The following is a 16238-nucleotide window of genomic DNA, read 5'->3' as shown; positions in this document are numbered from 1 at the left end:
CGTTGATTACTTCCGCTGAAGGGGCTGCCCGATGAAGCAGGACAAATCCGCCACGTCGCCTCTGCCCGACTTCGTCGCCTCGACCGTCCGCTGGGGCATCTCCCAGCGGCTGCCCCGCACCGTGCTGCAGCTCGGGGCCCTGCGCGGCGATCCGCTCGCCCGTATCGCGCTGGAGCCCCAGCGGGCCGACCGGATGGCGCTCTACGCCGGGCTGCGCCGCCGCGGCGCGGTGGTCCTCAGGCCCGGCCTCGGCGCGGTGGTGGGACACGCCGCCGCGAACACCGTGCTGCGCAGCGATCAGTTCGGCGTGGGCGGCGGGCACGGCGAGCTGCCCAGCCGGGCGGTGCGGTTGCTGGGGCGGGTCACGCGCGACCAGGCCCGCGGCCCGCTGGATCCGCCGTCGATGCTGGCCGTCGACCCGCCCCTGCACTCGCGCTACCGCCGCCTGGTGTCGCAGGCGTTCACTCCCCGGCACGTGGCCGCCCTCGAGGAGCGGGTGACGAAGACCGCGGCGCAGCTCCTCGATTCCCTGGAGGGGGACGGGGCGAGGCGGTTCGACCTGGTGGAGCGGTTCGCCTCACAGCTGCCGGTGGCGGTGATCGGCGATCTCCTGGGCGTCCGCCCGGCGGACCGGCGTGACCTGCTGCGCTGGGGCGACGCCGCGGCCCTGTTCCTGGACCCGGGGCTGACCTGGCGGCAGTACCACACGGCCGAGCGGGGCGTGACGGCCCTCGCCGAATGGTTCACCGGCCATGTGCGGCGCCTGCGCGCGGACCCCGGGGACGACCTGCTGAGCCGCCTGGCGCTGCTCGACGGCGACGACGCGCTCGACGAGGTCGAGCTGCGCGCGGTCGGACTCCTGGTCCTCGGCGCCGGCTTCGAGACCACCGTGGGCCTGATCAGCAACGCGGTGGCCCTGTTCGACGGCCACCCCGCCCAGCTGGACGCCGTGCGCGCCGACCCCGGCCTGTGGGCGAACGCCGTCGACGAGGTGCTGCGCTTCGACTCGCCGGTGCAGCTGACCCTGCGCGTCGCGTACGAGGACACGGCCGTCGACGGCGTCCGCGTGCCCCGGGGCCGGCCCCTGCTCGTCCTGCTCGCCGCCGCCAACCGGGACCCGGCCGTCTTCGACGACCCGCACCGCTTCGACGTGACGCGCGCCAATGCCGCCGACCACATCGCGTTCTCCTCCGGCGTGCACTACTGCCTGGGGGCCGGTCTGGCACGGCTGGAGGCGCGGGTGGCGCTGCGCCAGCTCTACGAACGCTTCCCGGACCTGGGGATCGCCGGACCGCCCCGGCGGCGGCGGACCCGGGTGCTGCGGGGGTTCGCGCGGCTACCGGTGGCAGTCGGCGGCTGAACCGCTCGCGCTCCGCCCCGCTCCGGGCGCGCGAGCCCGTGGGCGCTCCGGGTGGCGCCGAGGACGTCGTGCCCGGCCTGGACGAGCAGCGGCAGGAGGTGCCGGCCGATCGCGCCGGTCGCGCCGGCGACGAAGATGCGCATGGCTGTGCCTCTTTGATTCGCTGAACCTCCCTATAGCCACAGGTCAGCGCGGGAGCTAGAGGGTGGAGTGGGTCAGCCAGTGGTCCAGCAGCGCGCGGTCGCCCGCCACCGACACCCGGCGGTCCCCGCCCGTATCCGACGCTCGGCCGTCCCCACCCGACACCACGATCCGGCCGGACATCGCCAACATCAGCTCCACGACCTCCCCCGACACGACCACGTCGGCCTCGACCGGCCCGTGCTCCCAACTCAGCCCTCCAGGGCCCCTGGTGATCACCCAACCGTCCCCCGAGGGGCCGACGGGCCGCAGTCCGATCCGCTCTCCCCTGCCCCGCAGCTCACCGACGCCCGGCCTGACCGCCTCAAAGCCCGGCGTGCACAGCAGATCCAAGGTCTCGCTGATGACCTCGGCCGCGAGGTCATCAGCGATCTCGTAGGCGAATTCGTAGGCGATCTCGCCCGCGCTGTGCGTCACCACCGCCGCGTCGTAGTGGTGCACGCACGTGTCGCTCAGCACCCTGCGCAGCCAGAACCCGGCCGGCCGCGGCCCGAAGAGCGTGCGCACCTCGGTGTCCGCGCCGACGCCCTCAACCGCACGGATCAGTTCCTCCGCACCCTCGTTCAACCACCGCGACCAGCCCTCCGGCCCACCGGGATCGGCCAGTTCTGGCACCGGCAGGGGCAACTGCTCTCCCTTGCGGACGAGTTCGGCCGCCCATCGGTGTTCCTGGCCGACATGCCCGACCAGCGTGCGCAGCGTCCACTCCGGGCAGGTGGGCACGGGCAGGTCGGGGGCCCCGCCGCTGCCGGCGACGGCCACCGCCCGGGCAAGGCTCCCCGTCTGTTCCCTGAGACCCTCTACGAGCCGGGCCATGTCCAGCGTCGACGTCATCATCAAAAGCTCCCCTCACTCGGTGACGCCGGTACGGTAGAAGCTCCAGCCCAGTGGAGATTCAAGTGCCGTTGCTCGACGAGACGTTCGGGATAGGCGACCTGTCACGGCAGACCGGCGTCCCGGTGCGCACCATTCGCTTCTACTGCGACGAAGGCATCATCGATTCGGTGCGCAGCACGGGCGGGCACCGCAGGTTCCCCCCGGTGGCGGTGGAGCGGCTCACCCTGGTCAGCCGGCTGCGTCGCCTGGGGCTCGGGCTGCCCGCCATCCGTGGCGTACTCGCGGGTGAGCGCTCCATGGCGGAGGCCGTGTCCGCCGAACGGGCGGCGCTCGACGCCGAGTTCACGGACCTGGCCTGGCGACGGGCCGCACTGCGCGCACTCGAAGAGACCGGACCGGCTCACCGAGCCGCCCGCCTCCAGCTGCTGGCCGCCGTACAGAGCGGGGGCGCCGCCCGTGACGCGCTGATCGACTTCTGGAGACGGTCGATGGCCGCGCCGGTGTCCGAGGCGATGCTGAGCGCGTTCGTGACCCTGGCGGTGCCCGCACGGCCCGCCGACCCGACGCCACGGCAAGTGGTGGCCTTCGCCGAGCTGTTCGCGCTGGCCGGAGACCGCACGCTGACGCGCCGCCTGCGGGACAGGGCGCGGTCGACCGCCGAAGTGGTCGCGGACGAGGACGAGTTGATGACCGGGATCGGCGAGGCGTGCGCCCTGGCCGAGCCACTGCTGCACGCGGACGAACCTCCCTGCCCGGGCCCGGCCCTGGACCGTTTCGTCGCGGCACACGCCTGGGCCCGCGCCGACCGCGACACACCACGCTTCAGGCGCCGGCTCCTCGCCCACGTGGCTCCGGACCGCGAGCCGCGCATGCGCCGATACTGGCGGCTGGCGGCGGAGGCCGACGACGCCCCCGTCACACCCGGCACGGCCTACCTGTGGCTGACCGACTCTCTCGCGCGCTCGGTGGGCCCCTGACGAGGGCTCAGGGCTTGTTGCCCCAATGGACAATTGCGGAGCGCCCGGCGGTGATCGTTAGATTGCTGATGACGTCACCACCTTCCGTTGGAGGTCATCAGCACGTGTTGAACCACACGGGGAAGGCGCTCTTCCTTGGCGCCGCCACAGCACTCGCCGTCACGGCCGCGGTACCGGCGGCTCAGGCGCAGAGCCAGGGCCAGGGGTCCGGCCAGGTCCGGGCGAAGGCCGCCGCGCAGGTCGACCGGCACCAGGCCACGCCCTGTGCGCGCAAGAAGCACGGTACGTGCACGTACTCGGCCACCTTCTTCTACTGGAACAAGAAGGGGTCCGGCAAGCGTGGTCTGAACTACGTCCAGACCTCCAAGTCCCCGTACAAGGCGGGCAAGGCCCGCTGGCTGTACAAGAAGCCGGGTCAGCGCAAGGCTCGCGTCGGCATGGACTGGCGCCCGGCCCGTGCGGTGCAGCACGGCCAGACCGCCGAGGTCCAGTGGGGCAAGCCGAACGGCACGGGTGGCCCGAAGCTCCCCAAGGGCACGCTCGTCTGCGTGCAGTGGAAGCACGACTCGAAGAAGGCGTGCCACACCCTCAAGTGAGCCAAGAGGGCTGAACTGCCCGGTGAGGGGGCGGGATCGCGACCCCGGGCGCATAGCCACCCGGAACCGCGCCCGCCTCCTCCCCCCATCCCGTCGCGCGAGGGCCCGATCCCGCAAAACTCGCTGGCGAGCAGGGCCTTCACGCACGACGATGGCCCTCATGAGCGACCAACCCGAACGCTGGACCCAGGCGCATGTCTACCCCGACATGTGGGTCGACCCGGCCGACGACCCCCGCGAACGTGACGGAGACGGCCCCGAGGGCGAGCTCGCGACGCTGCAGGAGTACCTCGAGGACTACCGCACGACCTTGCGAATGAAGTGCGAGGGCCTGGACCCTGAGCAGCTGGCCCGCCGATCGGTGCCGCCGTCGACGATGTCGCTGCTCGGCCTGATCCGCCATCTCGCCGAGGTGGAGCGGGACTGGCTCAACTGGATCAGCGACGGCGAGCCGCTGCCGAAGCTGTACGGGGATCCCGACGGGGACTTCATCGGCGCGGCCGCCGAACAGGCCGAGGTCGACGCCGCGTACGCCACGCTCGAACGCGAGCAGGCCGCGACCGACGCCGAGCTGGCCCGGCACACCGATCTGGGCGAGCGCCTGGGCAAGGACGAGATCGCCGTCCGAGAGCTCCTGGTGCACAGGATCGAGGAGTACGCCCGCCACTGCGGCCACGCCGACCTGTTGCGCGAGTGCGTCGACGGACGGGTGGGGCAGTGAGCGACGTCGCACCCGCATGAGAAGGGCGCGGAGCGGCAGGGAGTCGGAGGCGGACCTCGTCGGCCCGGCCCGGCCTGCTGCTCCGCGCCGCCACACGTTCTGGGGAGGGGCGTGGCTCATGAACCTTCTGATCGTGGGCGGCAGCGGCTTCCTGGGTCGCGAGTTGGCTCAGCAGGCGCATGCGGCCGGGTATGGCGTGACGGCGACCTTCGCGACCCGTTCCGGTGATGTCCCTGGCGTGCGCTGGTTGCCCCTGGACCTGCGCCGGGACGGTGAGATCACGCGGGCGCTCGAGGCTGCCCAGCCGGACGTCGTCGTCAACGCGGCGTACCGCAAGGCCGATTGGGCGATCACCGCAGAGGGCGCGATCCGCCTGGCCATGGCCGCCGTCCAGTTCGGATCCCGGCTGGTGCACCTGTCCAGTGACGCCGTCTTCTCCGGCGCCGACGTCCACTACGACGAGTCCGCCCAGCCGGATCCGATCACCCCGTACGGGGCGGCGAAGGCCGCGGCCGAGACGGCGATCCGCCTGGTCGTACCGGACGCCCTGGTCGCTCGTACCTCGCTGATCGTCGGTGACGGTGGTTCCCAGCACGAGGTGTTCGTCCATGAAATGGCCCTGGGGCGACGCGAGGGCGTGCTCTTCGACGATGACATCCGGTGCCCGGTGCATGTCGGTGATCTCGCCCGGGCCGTTCTTGAGCTGGCCGACTCCGAGCACGCGGGGGTGGTTCACCTCGCCGGGCCGGACGCTGTGAGCCGTCATGAGCTCGGTGTGCTGATCGCCGGCCGTGACGGCCTGGACGTCTCCCGATTGGCGGCGGGCCGCCGCGCCGACACCGGACCCCCGGGGCCACTGGACGTACGTCTGGACAGCACACAGACGCAGCGTGCTCTGTCCACTCCGCTCCGCGGCGCCCGCGTATTCCTGCGGTGTCGGCACTGACAACTCGTGTCGCCCTGCGCCCGGGCCGGTGCGCTTCCGTTTCAGGACCCGTCTTCGTAGCGGGTGGCCATCGCCGTGGCCCGCTGGTGCAGGGCGGTGCGCAACGACTGCGGGGCCAGGGCTTCGGCGTCCGTGGTGAGCTGCCACAGCGCCCATTCGGCGTGGCGGGAGTCCTGGAAGGTCAGCTCGAGGCGCAGCCAGCCGTCCGTGTCGGGGGCTTCCGCCCGGACCGCCAGCGCGGTGTCCAGCAGGTCCTCGCGTCGCTCCGGGTTCACCCGTACCTGCACGGTGATGTGGTCGCCGCCGGAGCGGAACTGTGCGGAGCGTTCGCGCCAGATCCGGTCCAGGTCGACCTGGTTGGGCCGCTGTGCCGGTTCGGGGAGTGCTTCCGCGGCCACCACTCGCGACAGCCGGTAGGTGCGGTCCGCGCCGGCTCTCGTGGCCAGCAGGTAGCCCCGGTCGCGCACCGTGACCAGGCCGATCGGGTCCACCGTGCGCCACTGTGCGCTCTGCCCCGTGGCCGCGTAGTGGATGCGCAGTCTGTGGCCCGACAGCACCGCACGCCTGATCGCGATCATGGTCGTGCCGGGTATCTCCTCGGTGGCCAGTGGGCGTGCGAGCAGGTCGCTCTCCGGGTCGACGAGGAATCGCCGGGCCGCTTCGCTCGCGGAGGTCCGGTGGTTCTCGGGCAGCGCGTCGACCACCTTCCGCATGGCCGAGGCGAGCGCCGTGCCGAGGCCGAACACCCGCTCGCCGCCGCGCCCCGACCCGGCGGCCAGCAGAGCCAGGGCCTCGTCGTGGTTCAGCCCGGTGAGCTCGGTCTGGAAGCCGGGCAACAGCGCGAAGCCGCCGTGCCGGCCGCGTTCGGCGTAGACCGGGACGCCGGCCGCGGACAGTGCCTCGATGTCGCGCAGCACGGTGCGGGTGGACACTTCCAGCTCGCGGGCGAGCGTGTCCGCCGTCAACTGGCCGCGCTGGCGCAGCAGCAGGACCAGTGACACCAGCCGGTCGGCACGCATGCGGGGACTCTAATCGAATACGTGACTGAAGGTGTCGTGATTTGTTGGCAGGCTCCTTGAGGCGACGACGTCAAAGGCCGGTGGCTGCGGCGCCGTTGGACGTACGCACTCCCGGTGAATGAGTCGAATGGAGCTGATGTGGCGGTGGAAAGAACGGCAGTCAACCCGGTGCCGTGGTCGGTGGAGCTGGGATTCAACCAGGGGGAGGTTGTCTCCGGGCACACGCGGACCCTGTACATCTCCGGGCAGACCGCGATGAGCAGCGACGGCAAGCCCCAGCACGAGGGCGACATGGCGGCGCAGTTGGCGTTGAGCATAGACAACGTGGAGGCCGTGCTCGGCGAGGCCGGCATGACACTCGCGAACCTCGTCCGGCTCAACGTCTACACGACCGACGTCGACCTGCTCTTCCCGCACTACGGCGTGCTGGCGGCGCGGTTGGGTGCCGCCGGGGTGGCGCCTGCCTCCACGATGCTCGGGGTGACGCGCCTGGCGGTCCCCGGCCAGCTGGTCGAGCTCGAGGGGACCGCCGTCGCGTAGGGGCCGGACGCACCCGTGGGCTGGAGGCGAGCGCGCGGCCTGGTGTCGTCTCAGCGGGATTCGCCGAACCAGCGGTCGAGGGCCGGTTCCGGGTCGGACTCGCCTGCCCAGCACACGTAGCCGTCCGGCCGGATGAGCATCGGCTCGGTGTCGGTGCCCTGGCCCACCCGGTCCACCCGGTCCGACCAGGGGTCGGCGGCCTTGGCGAACGCGTCGGCCGGATCCAGCAGGATCCCGTGTCCGGAGCGCAGCAGTGCGTGCACCCGGGTCGGGCCGAGGTGCAGGTCCGGTGCGGGTCGGCCGACGAGTGGATGGGTTTCGGTGCCCGGCATCGGATAGCGGTGGGCCATGCCGGACATCAGGTCGGCGAGATGGTGCTGGACGTCCGGGAGTTGAGCCATGGCCGTGAAGATCTCCCGGGCGGCCAGCACCTCCGGATCGCGGGTTCCGGCCCAGTCCATCAGCAGGCTCTGGGCCCGTACGTTGCGCAGGACGGCGGCCCCGGCCGGGTGCCGTTCGTCGTGATACGTGTCGAGCAGGTCCTTCGCCGCCCAGCCGTGCACGGCGGCGGCGAGCTTCCAGCCGAGGTTGAACGCGTCCTGCATCCCGGTGTTCATGCCCTGGGCCCCGAGCGGAAGGTGGACATGGGCGGCATCGCCCGCGAGGAAGACCCGCCCGTGCCGGTACTGCCCGACCTGCCGTGAGGCATTGGTGATGCGGCGGGCGTAGCGCAGTTCGAGGAGGTGCACCCGCGTTCCGAACACGGTGCTCAGGCCGTCGCGGATGTCGTCCTCGGTGACCGGGGTCTCCCTCGGCCGCACCTGGTCCGGCCCGCCGAGGACCAGGCGCCGCAGTGGCCTGCCCCGGGGATCGGTGCCGAGCGGGAAGTGCGCGGCCCAGTGCCCGTCCTCGTTCCAGGTGTGTGACGCGCACTGCTCGATGCCGTCCAGCCGCACGTCGGCGGCGGTGATCGTCAACGTGCCCGGCTGACCGGGGAATTCGGCCCGCAGGAGTGACCGTACGGTGCTGTGGGCTCCGTCGGCGGCGACGAGGTACCGGGAGCGGAGGGTGGCGCCGTCGGCGAAGGCCGCGGTGACTCCGTCGTCGTCCTGGGCGAGGCCGACCAGTTCGTGGTCCCTGCGGGCGTGGAGGCTGTGCGCGGCGAGGTGCTGCTCGAAGAATCCCTCGATCACCACCTGCGGCACGGACCGCCACGGTAACTGGTGTCGGTCGGAGTGGTGCGGGAGCGGAACACCGGCGAAGTGGCCCGTGGTGACGGGGTGGTCCCCGGTGGCCAGCAGGGGCTCCAGCAGCCCGCGTTGGTCGAGCGCCGCCAGCGTTCGGGACTGCACGCCTCCCGCCTTGGACAGGTCGCTGCGCTGCGACAGCCTGTCGACCAGCACGGTCGACACCCCCGCCAGCAGCAGCTCGTTGGCCAGTGTCATGCCGGTCGGGCCGGCGCCGACGATGAGCACATCGGTGTCCACGGACTCTCCTCTGCCTGTGTCGATCAGGACAGAAGCCACGTTCCGCCGACCGTGCCGCCCGATCCAGGATCCGGCTCGGCCACGCCGCTATCCGACACCGTTCGACGTCGACTCGGTGGAATCCGACCACGACGCGCCGCCTCGTCGACTCGGTGCGCTGCGTGCCGGACGGCTCGGTCCGATGGTGGAGGTCAGCGCCAGCGGTTGTTGCTGGTGTGGTCGCCTGCGAGCCAGCGCGCGAGGTCGGCGTGTGCTGTGGTGCGCTGCTCGGCGTCGATCTTCGCCACGTCGGGATGGTCGACAGCGAACTCCAGGATCAGCCCGTTGGGGTCCGTGACGTACAGCGAGACGCAGAACCCGTGGTCGATCACGTGGGCGTTCGCCTCCGCATGGCCGGCCGCGGTGATGCGCTTGTGCATGGCTTCCTGGGCCTCCGCCTCGACCTTGAAGGCGATGTGGCGCAAGGGGGTGGAATTGATCTCGGTCTTGAACTCCTCCTGGTCCTTGGGGTCGGCGAACTGGAAGAAGGCGAGCGCGCTGCCGTCGGCCAGCCCGTAGAGGGCGTGACTGTAGGCGCGCTCAGCCCCGGACAGCACCTCGCGCTCGGTCCAGGTGGCCACCAGGGGCAGGCCGATCACGTCTTCGTAGAAGCTCCGGTTGGCTTCCTGGTCGTCGGTGATCCAGGCGTGGTGGTGGAGGCGGAGCGGCAGGGTCTGGCTCATGCTCATCGCGGGTCATCTCCGTTGGTCAGATGGGGTGTTGAGCCGGATATCCGGGTGGTCTCCGACACTCTGACCAGCATGCCTCCCAGTTCGGTTGAACGTTAAATCACTTTCGGCCATTGTTCGTGCGCCGGAGGCGCCGACTGCCCACCGGTCGGTCCACGAGGGGTCCGACCTGGTTCGATGCGGCACTCTTCCGCCCCGCGAGTACCTCAGTGATCACCCGTCAGGACCCACTGGACAGGCCCTAGTTGATTCCGGCCATGAATTCGGTGAAGAGACGGTTCGCCGCGGGCGAGGTGAACTGGCGCTCCAGTTCCGCACGGGCGGTCTGCTTGCGGAACTCTCCTTCGTAGGAGGCGTCACCGGCGTTGTGCATGAGGTCGGTGATCCAGGCCGCGAATGCCTGGTAGTTCCAGATGTGGCGCAGACAGGTCTCCGAGTAGCTGTCGAGCAGGCTCGAATCCTCCTTCTGCGCCTGCCTGATGACGGCACGGGCGAACACCTCGGCGTCGTGAAGAGCCAGGTGTATGCCCTTCGCGCTCATCGGCGGAACGATGTGTGCCGCGTCCCCGAGCAGGTAGAGCCTGCCGTGACTCATCGGGCTGTGGACCACGCTGCGCAGCGGCACGAGCCGCTTGTCGATGATCGGGCCGCTTGCCACCGGGGTGCCGAATCGAGCGTCCAGTTCGCTCCAGATGCGGTCGTCCGGCCACTGCGCGAGTGTGTCGTCGCTTGCGCACTGGAGGTAGAGGCGGCTGGCGTGCGCGCCGCGGGGGATCACTCCGGCGAGGCCCCGGGAGTGGATCGCCATGCCCGAGGGACGCGCAGGTACATCGGCCAGGATGCTCAGCCAGGAGTACCCGTACTCGTGCGCATGGCGCGTCAGGGCGCCGGCGGGTACGGAAGCCCTGCTGACTCCGCGGTCGCCGTCGCAGCCTGCGACGAAGTCACAGGTGAGGGCCTTCGTCGAGCCGTCGGTGTCCTGGTAGCGCACGCGGGGGCGCTCACTGTCGAGGTCGGTGAGGGCGACGTCGGCGGCCTCGTAGCGGAGGTCGCCGCCTTCGCGCAGGAAGACATTCGTGAGGTTGCGTACGAGGACCTGTTGGGGGCAGAAGACGCTCTCGCTGTCGTCGTCCTCGAAGTCGACCGGCAGCGCTTCTCCGTCGAGGAAGAAGCCGACGCCCTCGGTCTCCGCGACGGGGTTGCCCTCCAGCACTTCTTCGAGCCCCCATGCACGCAGCATGCGCACCCCGAAGGTGTCGATGGTCCCGGCGCGCTGCCGCTGCTCGACGTAGGCGCGGCTGTGCTTCTCCAGAACGATGCAGTCGACGCCGTTGCGGAGCAGGAAATTGCCGAGCGTGAGCCCTGCCACTCCGGCTCCGATGATGACGACGGCTGTGTTCTCGCTGGTCTCAACCATGTTCTGTTCCGGTTCTCTGTGCGGGCCGCTCAGGTGGTGCGGCGTCATGCACCCCACTGTGGGCCGCACAGAGATAGCCGCCAACTGGTGAATGGACAGCGAATACCGGAAACCCGCCAGCGAGCGAAGACAGCCGTCGGCCGTCAGCTGTCATGCGCCATCGGTCATCTGTCAGCCGGGGTGCTGTGCTTCGCCCTCGAGTCGTCGCGCAGGTCCGCCTGGTAGCGGCCCGGGGTCTGGCCCACGACCTCGGTGAACGCGTCGATGAAGCTGGAGGGGTTGGACCACCCGCACTCCATCGCCGTGTCGGTGACGGACATGCCGTTGGTGAGGTGGGCCAGGGCATGGTGGATGCGCAGGGTGGTGCGCCAGCGGTGGAAGCTCATGCCGAGCTCGGCGTGGAACAGACGGCTCAGGGTGCGCTCGCTCGCCCCGGCGGAGCGGCCCAGCTCGGCCAGGGTCACGGACCGGCCGGGATCGGCGTGCAGGAGGCCGGTGACGGCGCGCAGCCGGTCGTCGCGGGGTTCGGGCAGATGCAGGGACTGCTCGGGGGTCTCGGCGAGCTCGTCGACCACCACCGCGAGCAGCCGCCGGTGGGCACCGGGGCGGGACTCCTGCCGGTCGGTCAGCGCCAGCAATGCCTCGCGCAGCAGAGCGCTCACCGCGAACACGCTGGGATGCGCCACGAGCGCGTCGCACAACTCGGCCGGGACGGCGACGAGTCGGGCGTCGGTCCTGCCGTAGATGCGGTGGGAGTGCGCGAACCCGGGCGGCGTCCACGTCACCCGGTGGGCCGGGGCGACCCAGGTCCCGCGTTCGGTCGTGGTGGCCAGGGCGCCTGCTGCCGCGTACACGAGTTGGCCCTGGGGGTGGGAGTGGGGGTCGAGGTGGAATCCGTGCGGGAGCCAGCCGCCGCCGCTGGGGGTCGCGGTCCAGGGTGTCGGGGGACGGGAGGCGGGCGGCGCGGAGATCTTGGGGGAGGTCTTGGGGGAGGTCTTGGGGGACGTCCTGGAGGACGTCCTGGGGGATGGCTCAGGTGCATCCTGGCGGGATTTCGGCATCGGTCAGCAATTTACGGCCTGTGCCCCGTCGGTCCAGCTGTGGGCATCAGCCAGATGTGGGCATCAGCCGGCTTCCTCGTCGACAGAGCCCCCGTCGAGATTCCACTCCCCCGGAAGGTCCGCATCACAGAAGACGCAGACGTAGTGGTCCTCCCGCACGATGTTGCGCTCCCGGCAGGCCGGACAGCGGCGGAATACGACCTCGTGGGTGAAGAAGTCCGGGTGCCCGAGGCCGACTTGGCCGAGCGCCGCTGCCACAGCCGGCCATGACGCGGTGTCCGGGCAGTACCCGGTCGACTGATTGCTGACCTCGTCCACCCGCCAGCGCGCCCCGTCGGCACGGAAGCTCATCTCGCCCGCGCTCAGCACGTCGGCTCCGCCCGCACAGGCGACATGTTCACTGCGGCGCGGGGCCAGCCGCAGGGCCCCGTCCAGGCCGACGACGAAGGTGAACGGCTCCGCCAGTTCCTCGGCGGTCCGCGTGGCCGCCCACTGCGCGAAGTCGGTTCCCGTACGGATGCGGGCCCCGCCGTCTCCCGGACCGACGCCCGCCCTGATGTCCTCGGGCCCGATGTACCGGTATCGATGCCCGTGCCGGTACCGGTACCGGTACCGATAGCTTCGGCAGCCGCTCTCGCTCTCCCCCGACGACGTCACGGCGCCGACCACACCGCCCTCAGCCGCTCAAGTCGCCCTCGATGCTCGGCGATCCAGTCGTCGGGCGGCACCACAGGGACGCAGACCGTGACCATGGAACACGTCTCGTCCTCCACGATCACTTCCGGGCAGTCGCGCTCGCCGGCGAGCCGGATGAAGAGCGAGGCGCCACGGGACATCTCCATCCATGCGATGTCCTCTCCCGCGTCGAGCGTGTCCAGTGCGTCCGCCCATGCGTCCAACTTCCGCTCGTAGAGGACCAGATCGACACGGCCGCTCACGAACGGCGTCTCGACGACGATCTCGGCTGCCAGGCCCTCGGGCCAGTTCGGTACCGGGCCGCGGACCGCGACACGGACGCTGTTGCCCTCGTCGTCGGCGAGATGCACGAGATCCATCGGCACGAAGCCGGCCACAACTCCCCCTCCCCCTCTGCTCTTTGCCTCTGCTCTTTCCCTCTCTATGAACTGCCCGCGTGCGCAGGACGGAACGTACGCCGGTACGCCTGCGGCGTGACCCCCAGCACCGTGTGAAGGTGTTGGCGCATGGAGACGCCCGTGCCGAAGCCCGCGCGGTCGGCGACGCGGTCGACCGGCCAGTCCGTGGTCTCCAGCAGGTGGCGGGCAAGGTCGACGCGCCGGCGGATGAGCCACTGGCCGGGGCTCATGCCGACCTCGTCGCGGAAGCGGCGGGTGAAGGTGCGCACGCTGACGTTCGCGTGGGCGGCCATGTCGGCCAGGGTGACGGGCTCGCCGATGCGTTCCATGACCCAGGCTTGGGTGGGGGCGGTGCCGGGCGCCGCGGGATCGGGCACGGGGCGGCGGATGTACTGGGCCTGGCCGCCGTCGCGCCACGGCGGTACGACGCAGGAGCGGGCGACCTCGTTGGCGATGTCGCTGCCGTGGTCGCGGCGTACGACATGCAGACACAGGTCGATGCCTGCGGCCACCCCGGCCGAGGTGAGGATGTCGCCGTCGTCCACGAAAAGGACGTCGGGGTCGATGCGCGCGGTCGTGTACATGCGCTGCAGCCGGTCGGCTTCCCGCCAGTGCGTGGTGGCGGGGCGGCCGTCGAGGAGTCCGGCGGCAGCCAGTACGTACGTGCCCGTGCAGATCGCCATCACCCGGGTTCCGGGGCGGACGGCGGCCAGGGCCTGGTGCAGGGCTTCCGGCAGGTGGCCCTCGTCGCGGATGGGGCCCAGCGCGTGGGAGGGCGGGACGACCACGGTGTCGACGTCGGCCAGCAAGGACGCGTCGTGGGAAACGGTGAGCTGGTAGTCGCCTTCGGTGCGGACGGCTCCCCCGTCGACGGTGCACGTGGTCACCGAGTAGAGCTGGTGGCCCTCGGCGTCACGGGCGGCGCCGAAGATCCGTGCGGGGATGCCGAGTTCGAAGGGGACGACGCCGTCCAGGGCCAGTACGCCGACGCGGTGCATGACCCGATCCTTTCATTCCGTGGCCATCGGGCCACTACTGGGGGCCTCGCCGCTTGGACAGGCTGGGGGCGCGCCCGAAAGCACCGGGCGCAGACCACCGGACGTCACCTTCGGGATTTCCCGCGGAAGAGAGCAGTCACCGCCATGCACGACGCGCCCCCCTCCATCCCCTCCATCCCCTCCATCCCCACCATCCCCTCCACCGCCGCCTCCGCCGCCGCCGCAGTCACCATGCGCGCCATCTCCCAGGACACCGCCGGAGCACCCGACGTCCTCAAGCTCGTCGAAGTGCCGCGCCCCGTGCCGGGCCGGGGCGAGGTCCTCGTCCGCGTGCGCGCCGCAGGTGTGAACCCGGCGGACTGGAAGACACGCGCGCGGGGCGTCTTCGCCGACGGCTCCCTCCCGCCCTTCACCCTCGGCTTCGACGTCGCCGGAGTGATCGAGCAGGTGGGCGACGGTGTCACGCTCTTCCAGGTGGGCGACGAGGTGCTCGGCATGCCCCGTTTCCCGCACCCGGCGGGCGCCTACGCCGAGTACGTCACCGGCCCGGCCCGCCACTTCGCCCCCGTCCCTCCGGGCCTCACCCCCGTCCAGGCAGGCGCCCTGCCGCTCGCCGCCCTCACCGCCTGGCAGGCCCTCGTCGACACCGCGGACGTCCGGCCGGGTCAGCGGGTGCTCATCCACGCCGCCGCCGGCGGAGTCGGTCACCTGGCCGTGCAGATCGCCAAGGCCCGGGGCGCGCACGTCATCGGCACGGCCAGCGCCGCCAAGCATGAGCTGCTGCGTGCGCTGGGCGCCGACGAGCTGATCGACCACCGCGCCCAGGACGTCGCCGACGTACTCGGTGACAGCGGTGGTGCCGACGTCGTTCTGGACTGCCTCGGCGGGGCGTCCTGGGCCCGGTCCCTGCGCGTCCTGCGGCCGGGCGGGACGCTGGTCTCGATCGTGCCGCCGGACGACGCCTTCCCCGCCGAGGAGGCCAGGGCGGCAGGGGTGCGAGCGGTGTTCATGCTCGTCGAGCCCGACCAGGCGGGGCTGCGTGCGGTCACGTCCCTGGTCGAGGACGGCCGACTGCGTGTGCTCGTCGATGAGGTCTTCCCCTTGAGTGAGGCGGCCCGGGCCCACGAGCGTGGGGAGACCGGCCGGACCACCGGCAAGCTGGTCCTCTCCGTCGCCCCCTGACCTGGGCGATCCGGGCCGCGGGCAGCGTCATGAGAGCCCGTGCACGACGCTGCCCGGCGCGCTGTGAGGTGCCCGCGCGGCAGTCGAGTAAAGAGCGTTACAAGACCTTGCAAAGCCGTAAATAAGCCGCATTTAGCTTAGAAGTGTCGGAAAGCGGACGGAACACGGGTCCGCACACCGGCGAATTTCCCCCCACACCCAGCTATTCAAGGAGCACCGCCATGCGCAAGTCCCTGCGTACCGGAGTCATCGCCCTCGCGGCCACCGCCACCCTCGGCGCCTCTGCCGCCACCGCCCTGGCCTGCGAGCAGCCCACCGGCCCCGAGACCTCCACGGTCGCCAAGAAGCAGACCAAGCGCACGTACGTGAAGACCGTGAAGCTGCGCGGCGGCATGACGGCGAAGGTCTACAAGCTCTCCAAGGGCTACCAGGCCGAGATCTGGCTCGGAAAGTCGCACCTGGGCACCCTCACGGCCGTCAACAAGGCCGCGGTGACCATCAACGACGGCGTGTACGTGAAGCTGACCCCGAACGGCACGGTCACCTCCTGGCAGTCGAAGGCCCCGGCCAACAAGACGAACAAGCCGGTCAAGAAGGACCAGCGCAAGACGCACAAGGACAACAAGAACAAGGTCCGTCCCGGCAAGCCGGGCAAGCCCTCGGTGAAGCCCGAGATCTGCCCGCCGGGCCCGACCCCGGAGATCTGCCCGCCCGGCCCGGTCACCACCGACCTCACCGACCCGGCGAACACGGGTGTTCTCTGAGTCGCCGGTAACCCCTCTGCCGTGTGCCCCGGTCCCCCGCTCTCCCCGGCCTCAGTGCCGCGGGCCGGGGGCCGGGGTTTCGGCCTTGCCGCCGCCCCGCGTCACGGCGCGGGCATGGTGATGGCCTTCAACCCCGATGAGATCCACGACGGCCGTTCTCACGCTCGCGCAGCGCGGCGCGACGCGGCCGCGCGGCAGGCGCACACGTTCCTCGACGACGCCTGCCTTCTCCAATCGGGCCCACATCAACCGGTGGTTCAAGCGCACGTACGGCATCACCCCGGCGACCTACCAGCGCGCGGCCCGCTGA

19 protein-coding genes are annotated in these 16238 nt (G+C 71.0%); 9 read left to right on the top strand and 10 right to left on the bottom strand.

What is annotated here, in order from left to right; genetic code table 11:
• Positions 1-31 precede the first annotated feature (31 nt).
• Complete coding sequence (locus ACFWYM_RS24670) at positions 32-1360, top strand: cytochrome P450 (RefSeq protein WP_384841100.1); 1329 nt, start codon at positions 32-34, stop codon at positions 1358-1360.
• Here the strand turns inward: ACFWYM_RS24670 and ACFWYM_RS24665 are convergent.
• Both ACFWYM_RS24665 and ACFWYM_RS24660 read right to left on the bottom strand, forming a co-directional pair.
• Positions 1258-1503, bottom strand: a complete 246-nt coding sequence (locus ACFWYM_RS24665) for an NAD-dependent epimerase/dehydratase family protein (protein WP_384841097.1) — start codon at positions 1501-1503, stop codon at positions 1258-1260. The genes ACFWYM_RS24670 and ACFWYM_RS24665 overlap by 103 nt on opposite strands.
• A 55-nt stretch (positions 1504-1558) precedes the next feature.
• Positions 1559-2398: a maleylpyruvate isomerase family mycothiol-dependent enzyme gene (locus ACFWYM_RS24660; protein ID WP_384841094.1), complete on the bottom strand. Its 840-nt coding sequence runs from the start codon at positions 2396-2398 to the stop codon at positions 1559-1561.
• A gap of 62 nt (positions 2399-2460) precedes the next feature.
• Here ACFWYM_RS24660 and ACFWYM_RS24655 point away from each other — a divergent pair, with 62 nt between their 5' ends.
• The 4 genes from ACFWYM_RS24655 (at position 2461) to ACFWYM_RS24640 (ending at position 5638) form a co-directional block, all read left to right on the top strand.
• Entirely contained in the window at positions 2461-3375 is a 915-nt protein-coding gene (locus tag ACFWYM_RS24655; protein WP_384841091.1) for a MerR family transcriptional regulator, read from the top strand.
• Positions 3376-3479: 104 nt separating this feature from the next.
• On the top strand, positions 3480-3971 hold the full coding sequence (locus ACFWYM_RS24650) for a hypothetical protein (protein WP_384841088.1): 492 nt from the start codon (positions 3480-3482) through the stop codon (positions 3969-3971).
• Positions 3972-4131: 160 nt separating this feature from the next.
• Complete coding sequence (locus ACFWYM_RS24645) at positions 4132-4692, top strand: DinB family protein (protein ID WP_384841086.1); 561 nt, start codon at positions 4132-4134, stop codon at positions 4690-4692.
• A gap of 118 nt (positions 4693-4810) precedes the next feature.
• Positions 4811-5638 carry an SDR family oxidoreductase gene (locus ACFWYM_RS24640; RefSeq protein ID WP_384841083.1) on the top strand — a complete coding sequence of 276 codons (828 nt, stop codon included), beginning with the start codon at positions 4811-4813 and terminating at the stop codon, positions 5636-5638.
• Positions 5639-5679: 41 nt separating this feature from the next.
• On the opposite strand, the gene ACFWYM_RS24635 is transcribed toward ACFWYM_RS24640, so the two are convergent.
• Positions 5680-6657 carry a helix-turn-helix transcriptional regulator gene (locus tag ACFWYM_RS24635; protein ID WP_384841080.1) on the bottom strand — a complete coding sequence of 326 codons (978 nt, stop codon included), beginning with the start codon at positions 6655-6657 and terminating at the stop codon, positions 5680-5682.
• Positions 6658-6801: 144 nt separating this feature from the next.
• Between ACFWYM_RS24635 and ACFWYM_RS24630 the strand changes: the two genes are divergently transcribed.
• Entirely contained in the window at positions 6802-7197 is a 396-nt protein-coding gene (locus ACFWYM_RS24630) for a RidA family protein (protein ID WP_384841077.1), read from the top strand.
• Positions 7198-7247: 50 nt separating this feature from the next.
• On the opposite strand, the gene ACFWYM_RS24625 is transcribed toward ACFWYM_RS24630, so the two are convergent.
• The 7 genes from ACFWYM_RS24625 to ACFWYM_RS24595 all read right to left on the bottom strand — a co-directional run bounded on the left by ACFWYM_RS24625 (position 7248) and on the right by ACFWYM_RS24595 (position 13982).
• Complete coding sequence (locus ACFWYM_RS24625) at positions 7248-8684, bottom strand: FAD-dependent monooxygenase (protein WP_384841074.1); 1437 nt, start codon at positions 8682-8684, stop codon at positions 7248-7250.
• Between the two features lie 191 nt (positions 8685-8875).
• Positions 8876-9412: a VOC family protein gene (locus tag ACFWYM_RS24620; RefSeq protein WP_384841071.1), complete on the bottom strand. Its 537-nt coding sequence runs from the start codon at positions 9410-9412 to the stop codon at positions 8876-8878.
• Positions 9413-9653: 241 nt separating this feature from the next.
• Positions 9654-10829 carry a 4-hydroxybenzoate 3-monooxygenase gene (locus ACFWYM_RS24615; RefSeq protein ID WP_384841141.1) on the bottom strand — a complete coding sequence of 392 codons (1176 nt, stop codon included), beginning with the start codon at positions 10827-10829 and terminating at the stop codon, positions 9654-9656.
• Between the two features lie 164 nt (positions 10830-10993).
• Positions 10994-11890: a helix-turn-helix domain-containing protein gene (locus ACFWYM_RS24610; protein WP_384841068.1), complete on the bottom strand. Its 897-nt coding sequence runs from the start codon at positions 11888-11890 to the stop codon at positions 10994-10996.
• Positions 11891-11953: 63 nt separating this feature from the next.
• Entirely contained in the window at positions 11954-12448 is a 495-nt protein-coding gene (locus ACFWYM_RS24605; RefSeq protein WP_384841138.1) for a hypothetical protein, read from the bottom strand.
• A gap of 95 nt (positions 12449-12543) precedes the next feature.
• A complete protein-coding gene (locus ACFWYM_RS24600) occupies positions 12544-12963 on the bottom strand; it encodes a DUF5959 family protein (protein ID WP_384841066.1) in 420 nt (139 codons plus the stop codon).
• Positions 12964-13007: 44 nt separating this feature from the next.
• Positions 13008-13982, bottom strand: a complete 975-nt coding sequence (locus ACFWYM_RS24595) for a GlxA family transcriptional regulator (RefSeq protein WP_384841063.1) — start codon at positions 13980-13982, stop codon at positions 13008-13010.
• A gap of 231 nt (positions 13983-14213) precedes the next feature.
• On the opposite strand from ACFWYM_RS24595, the gene ACFWYM_RS24590 reads away from it, so the two are divergent.
• The 3 genes from ACFWYM_RS24590 to ACFWYM_RS24580 all read left to right on the top strand — a co-directional run bounded on the left by ACFWYM_RS24590 (position 14214) and on the right by ACFWYM_RS24580 (position 16238).
• Entirely contained in the window at positions 14214-15164 is a 951-nt protein-coding gene (locus tag ACFWYM_RS24590; protein ID WP_384841135.1) for an NADP-dependent oxidoreductase, read from the top strand.
• Positions 15165-15385: 221 nt separating this feature from the next.
• Positions 15386-15928: a hypothetical protein gene (locus tag ACFWYM_RS24585; protein ID WP_384841060.1), complete on the top strand. Its 543-nt coding sequence runs from the start codon at positions 15386-15388 to the stop codon at positions 15926-15928.
• Between the two features lie 136 nt (positions 15929-16064).
• The gene (locus tag ACFWYM_RS24580; RefSeq protein ID WP_384841057.1) at positions 16065-16238 is read left to right on the top strand and encodes a hypothetical protein; all 174 of its coding nucleotides are present in this window, start codon (positions 16065-16067) and stop codon (positions 16236-16238) included.

Origin of the sequence: Streptomyces sp. NPDC059009 (genome assembly GCF_042740175.1) — a bacterium.
In the GTDB taxonomy this organism is placed as follows: Bacteria; Actinomycetota; Actinomycetes; order Streptomycetales; family Streptomycetaceae; genus Streptomyces.
Note: the sequence above shows the minus strand (reverse complement) of the source record. Positions and strands in the feature narration are given on the sequence as shown.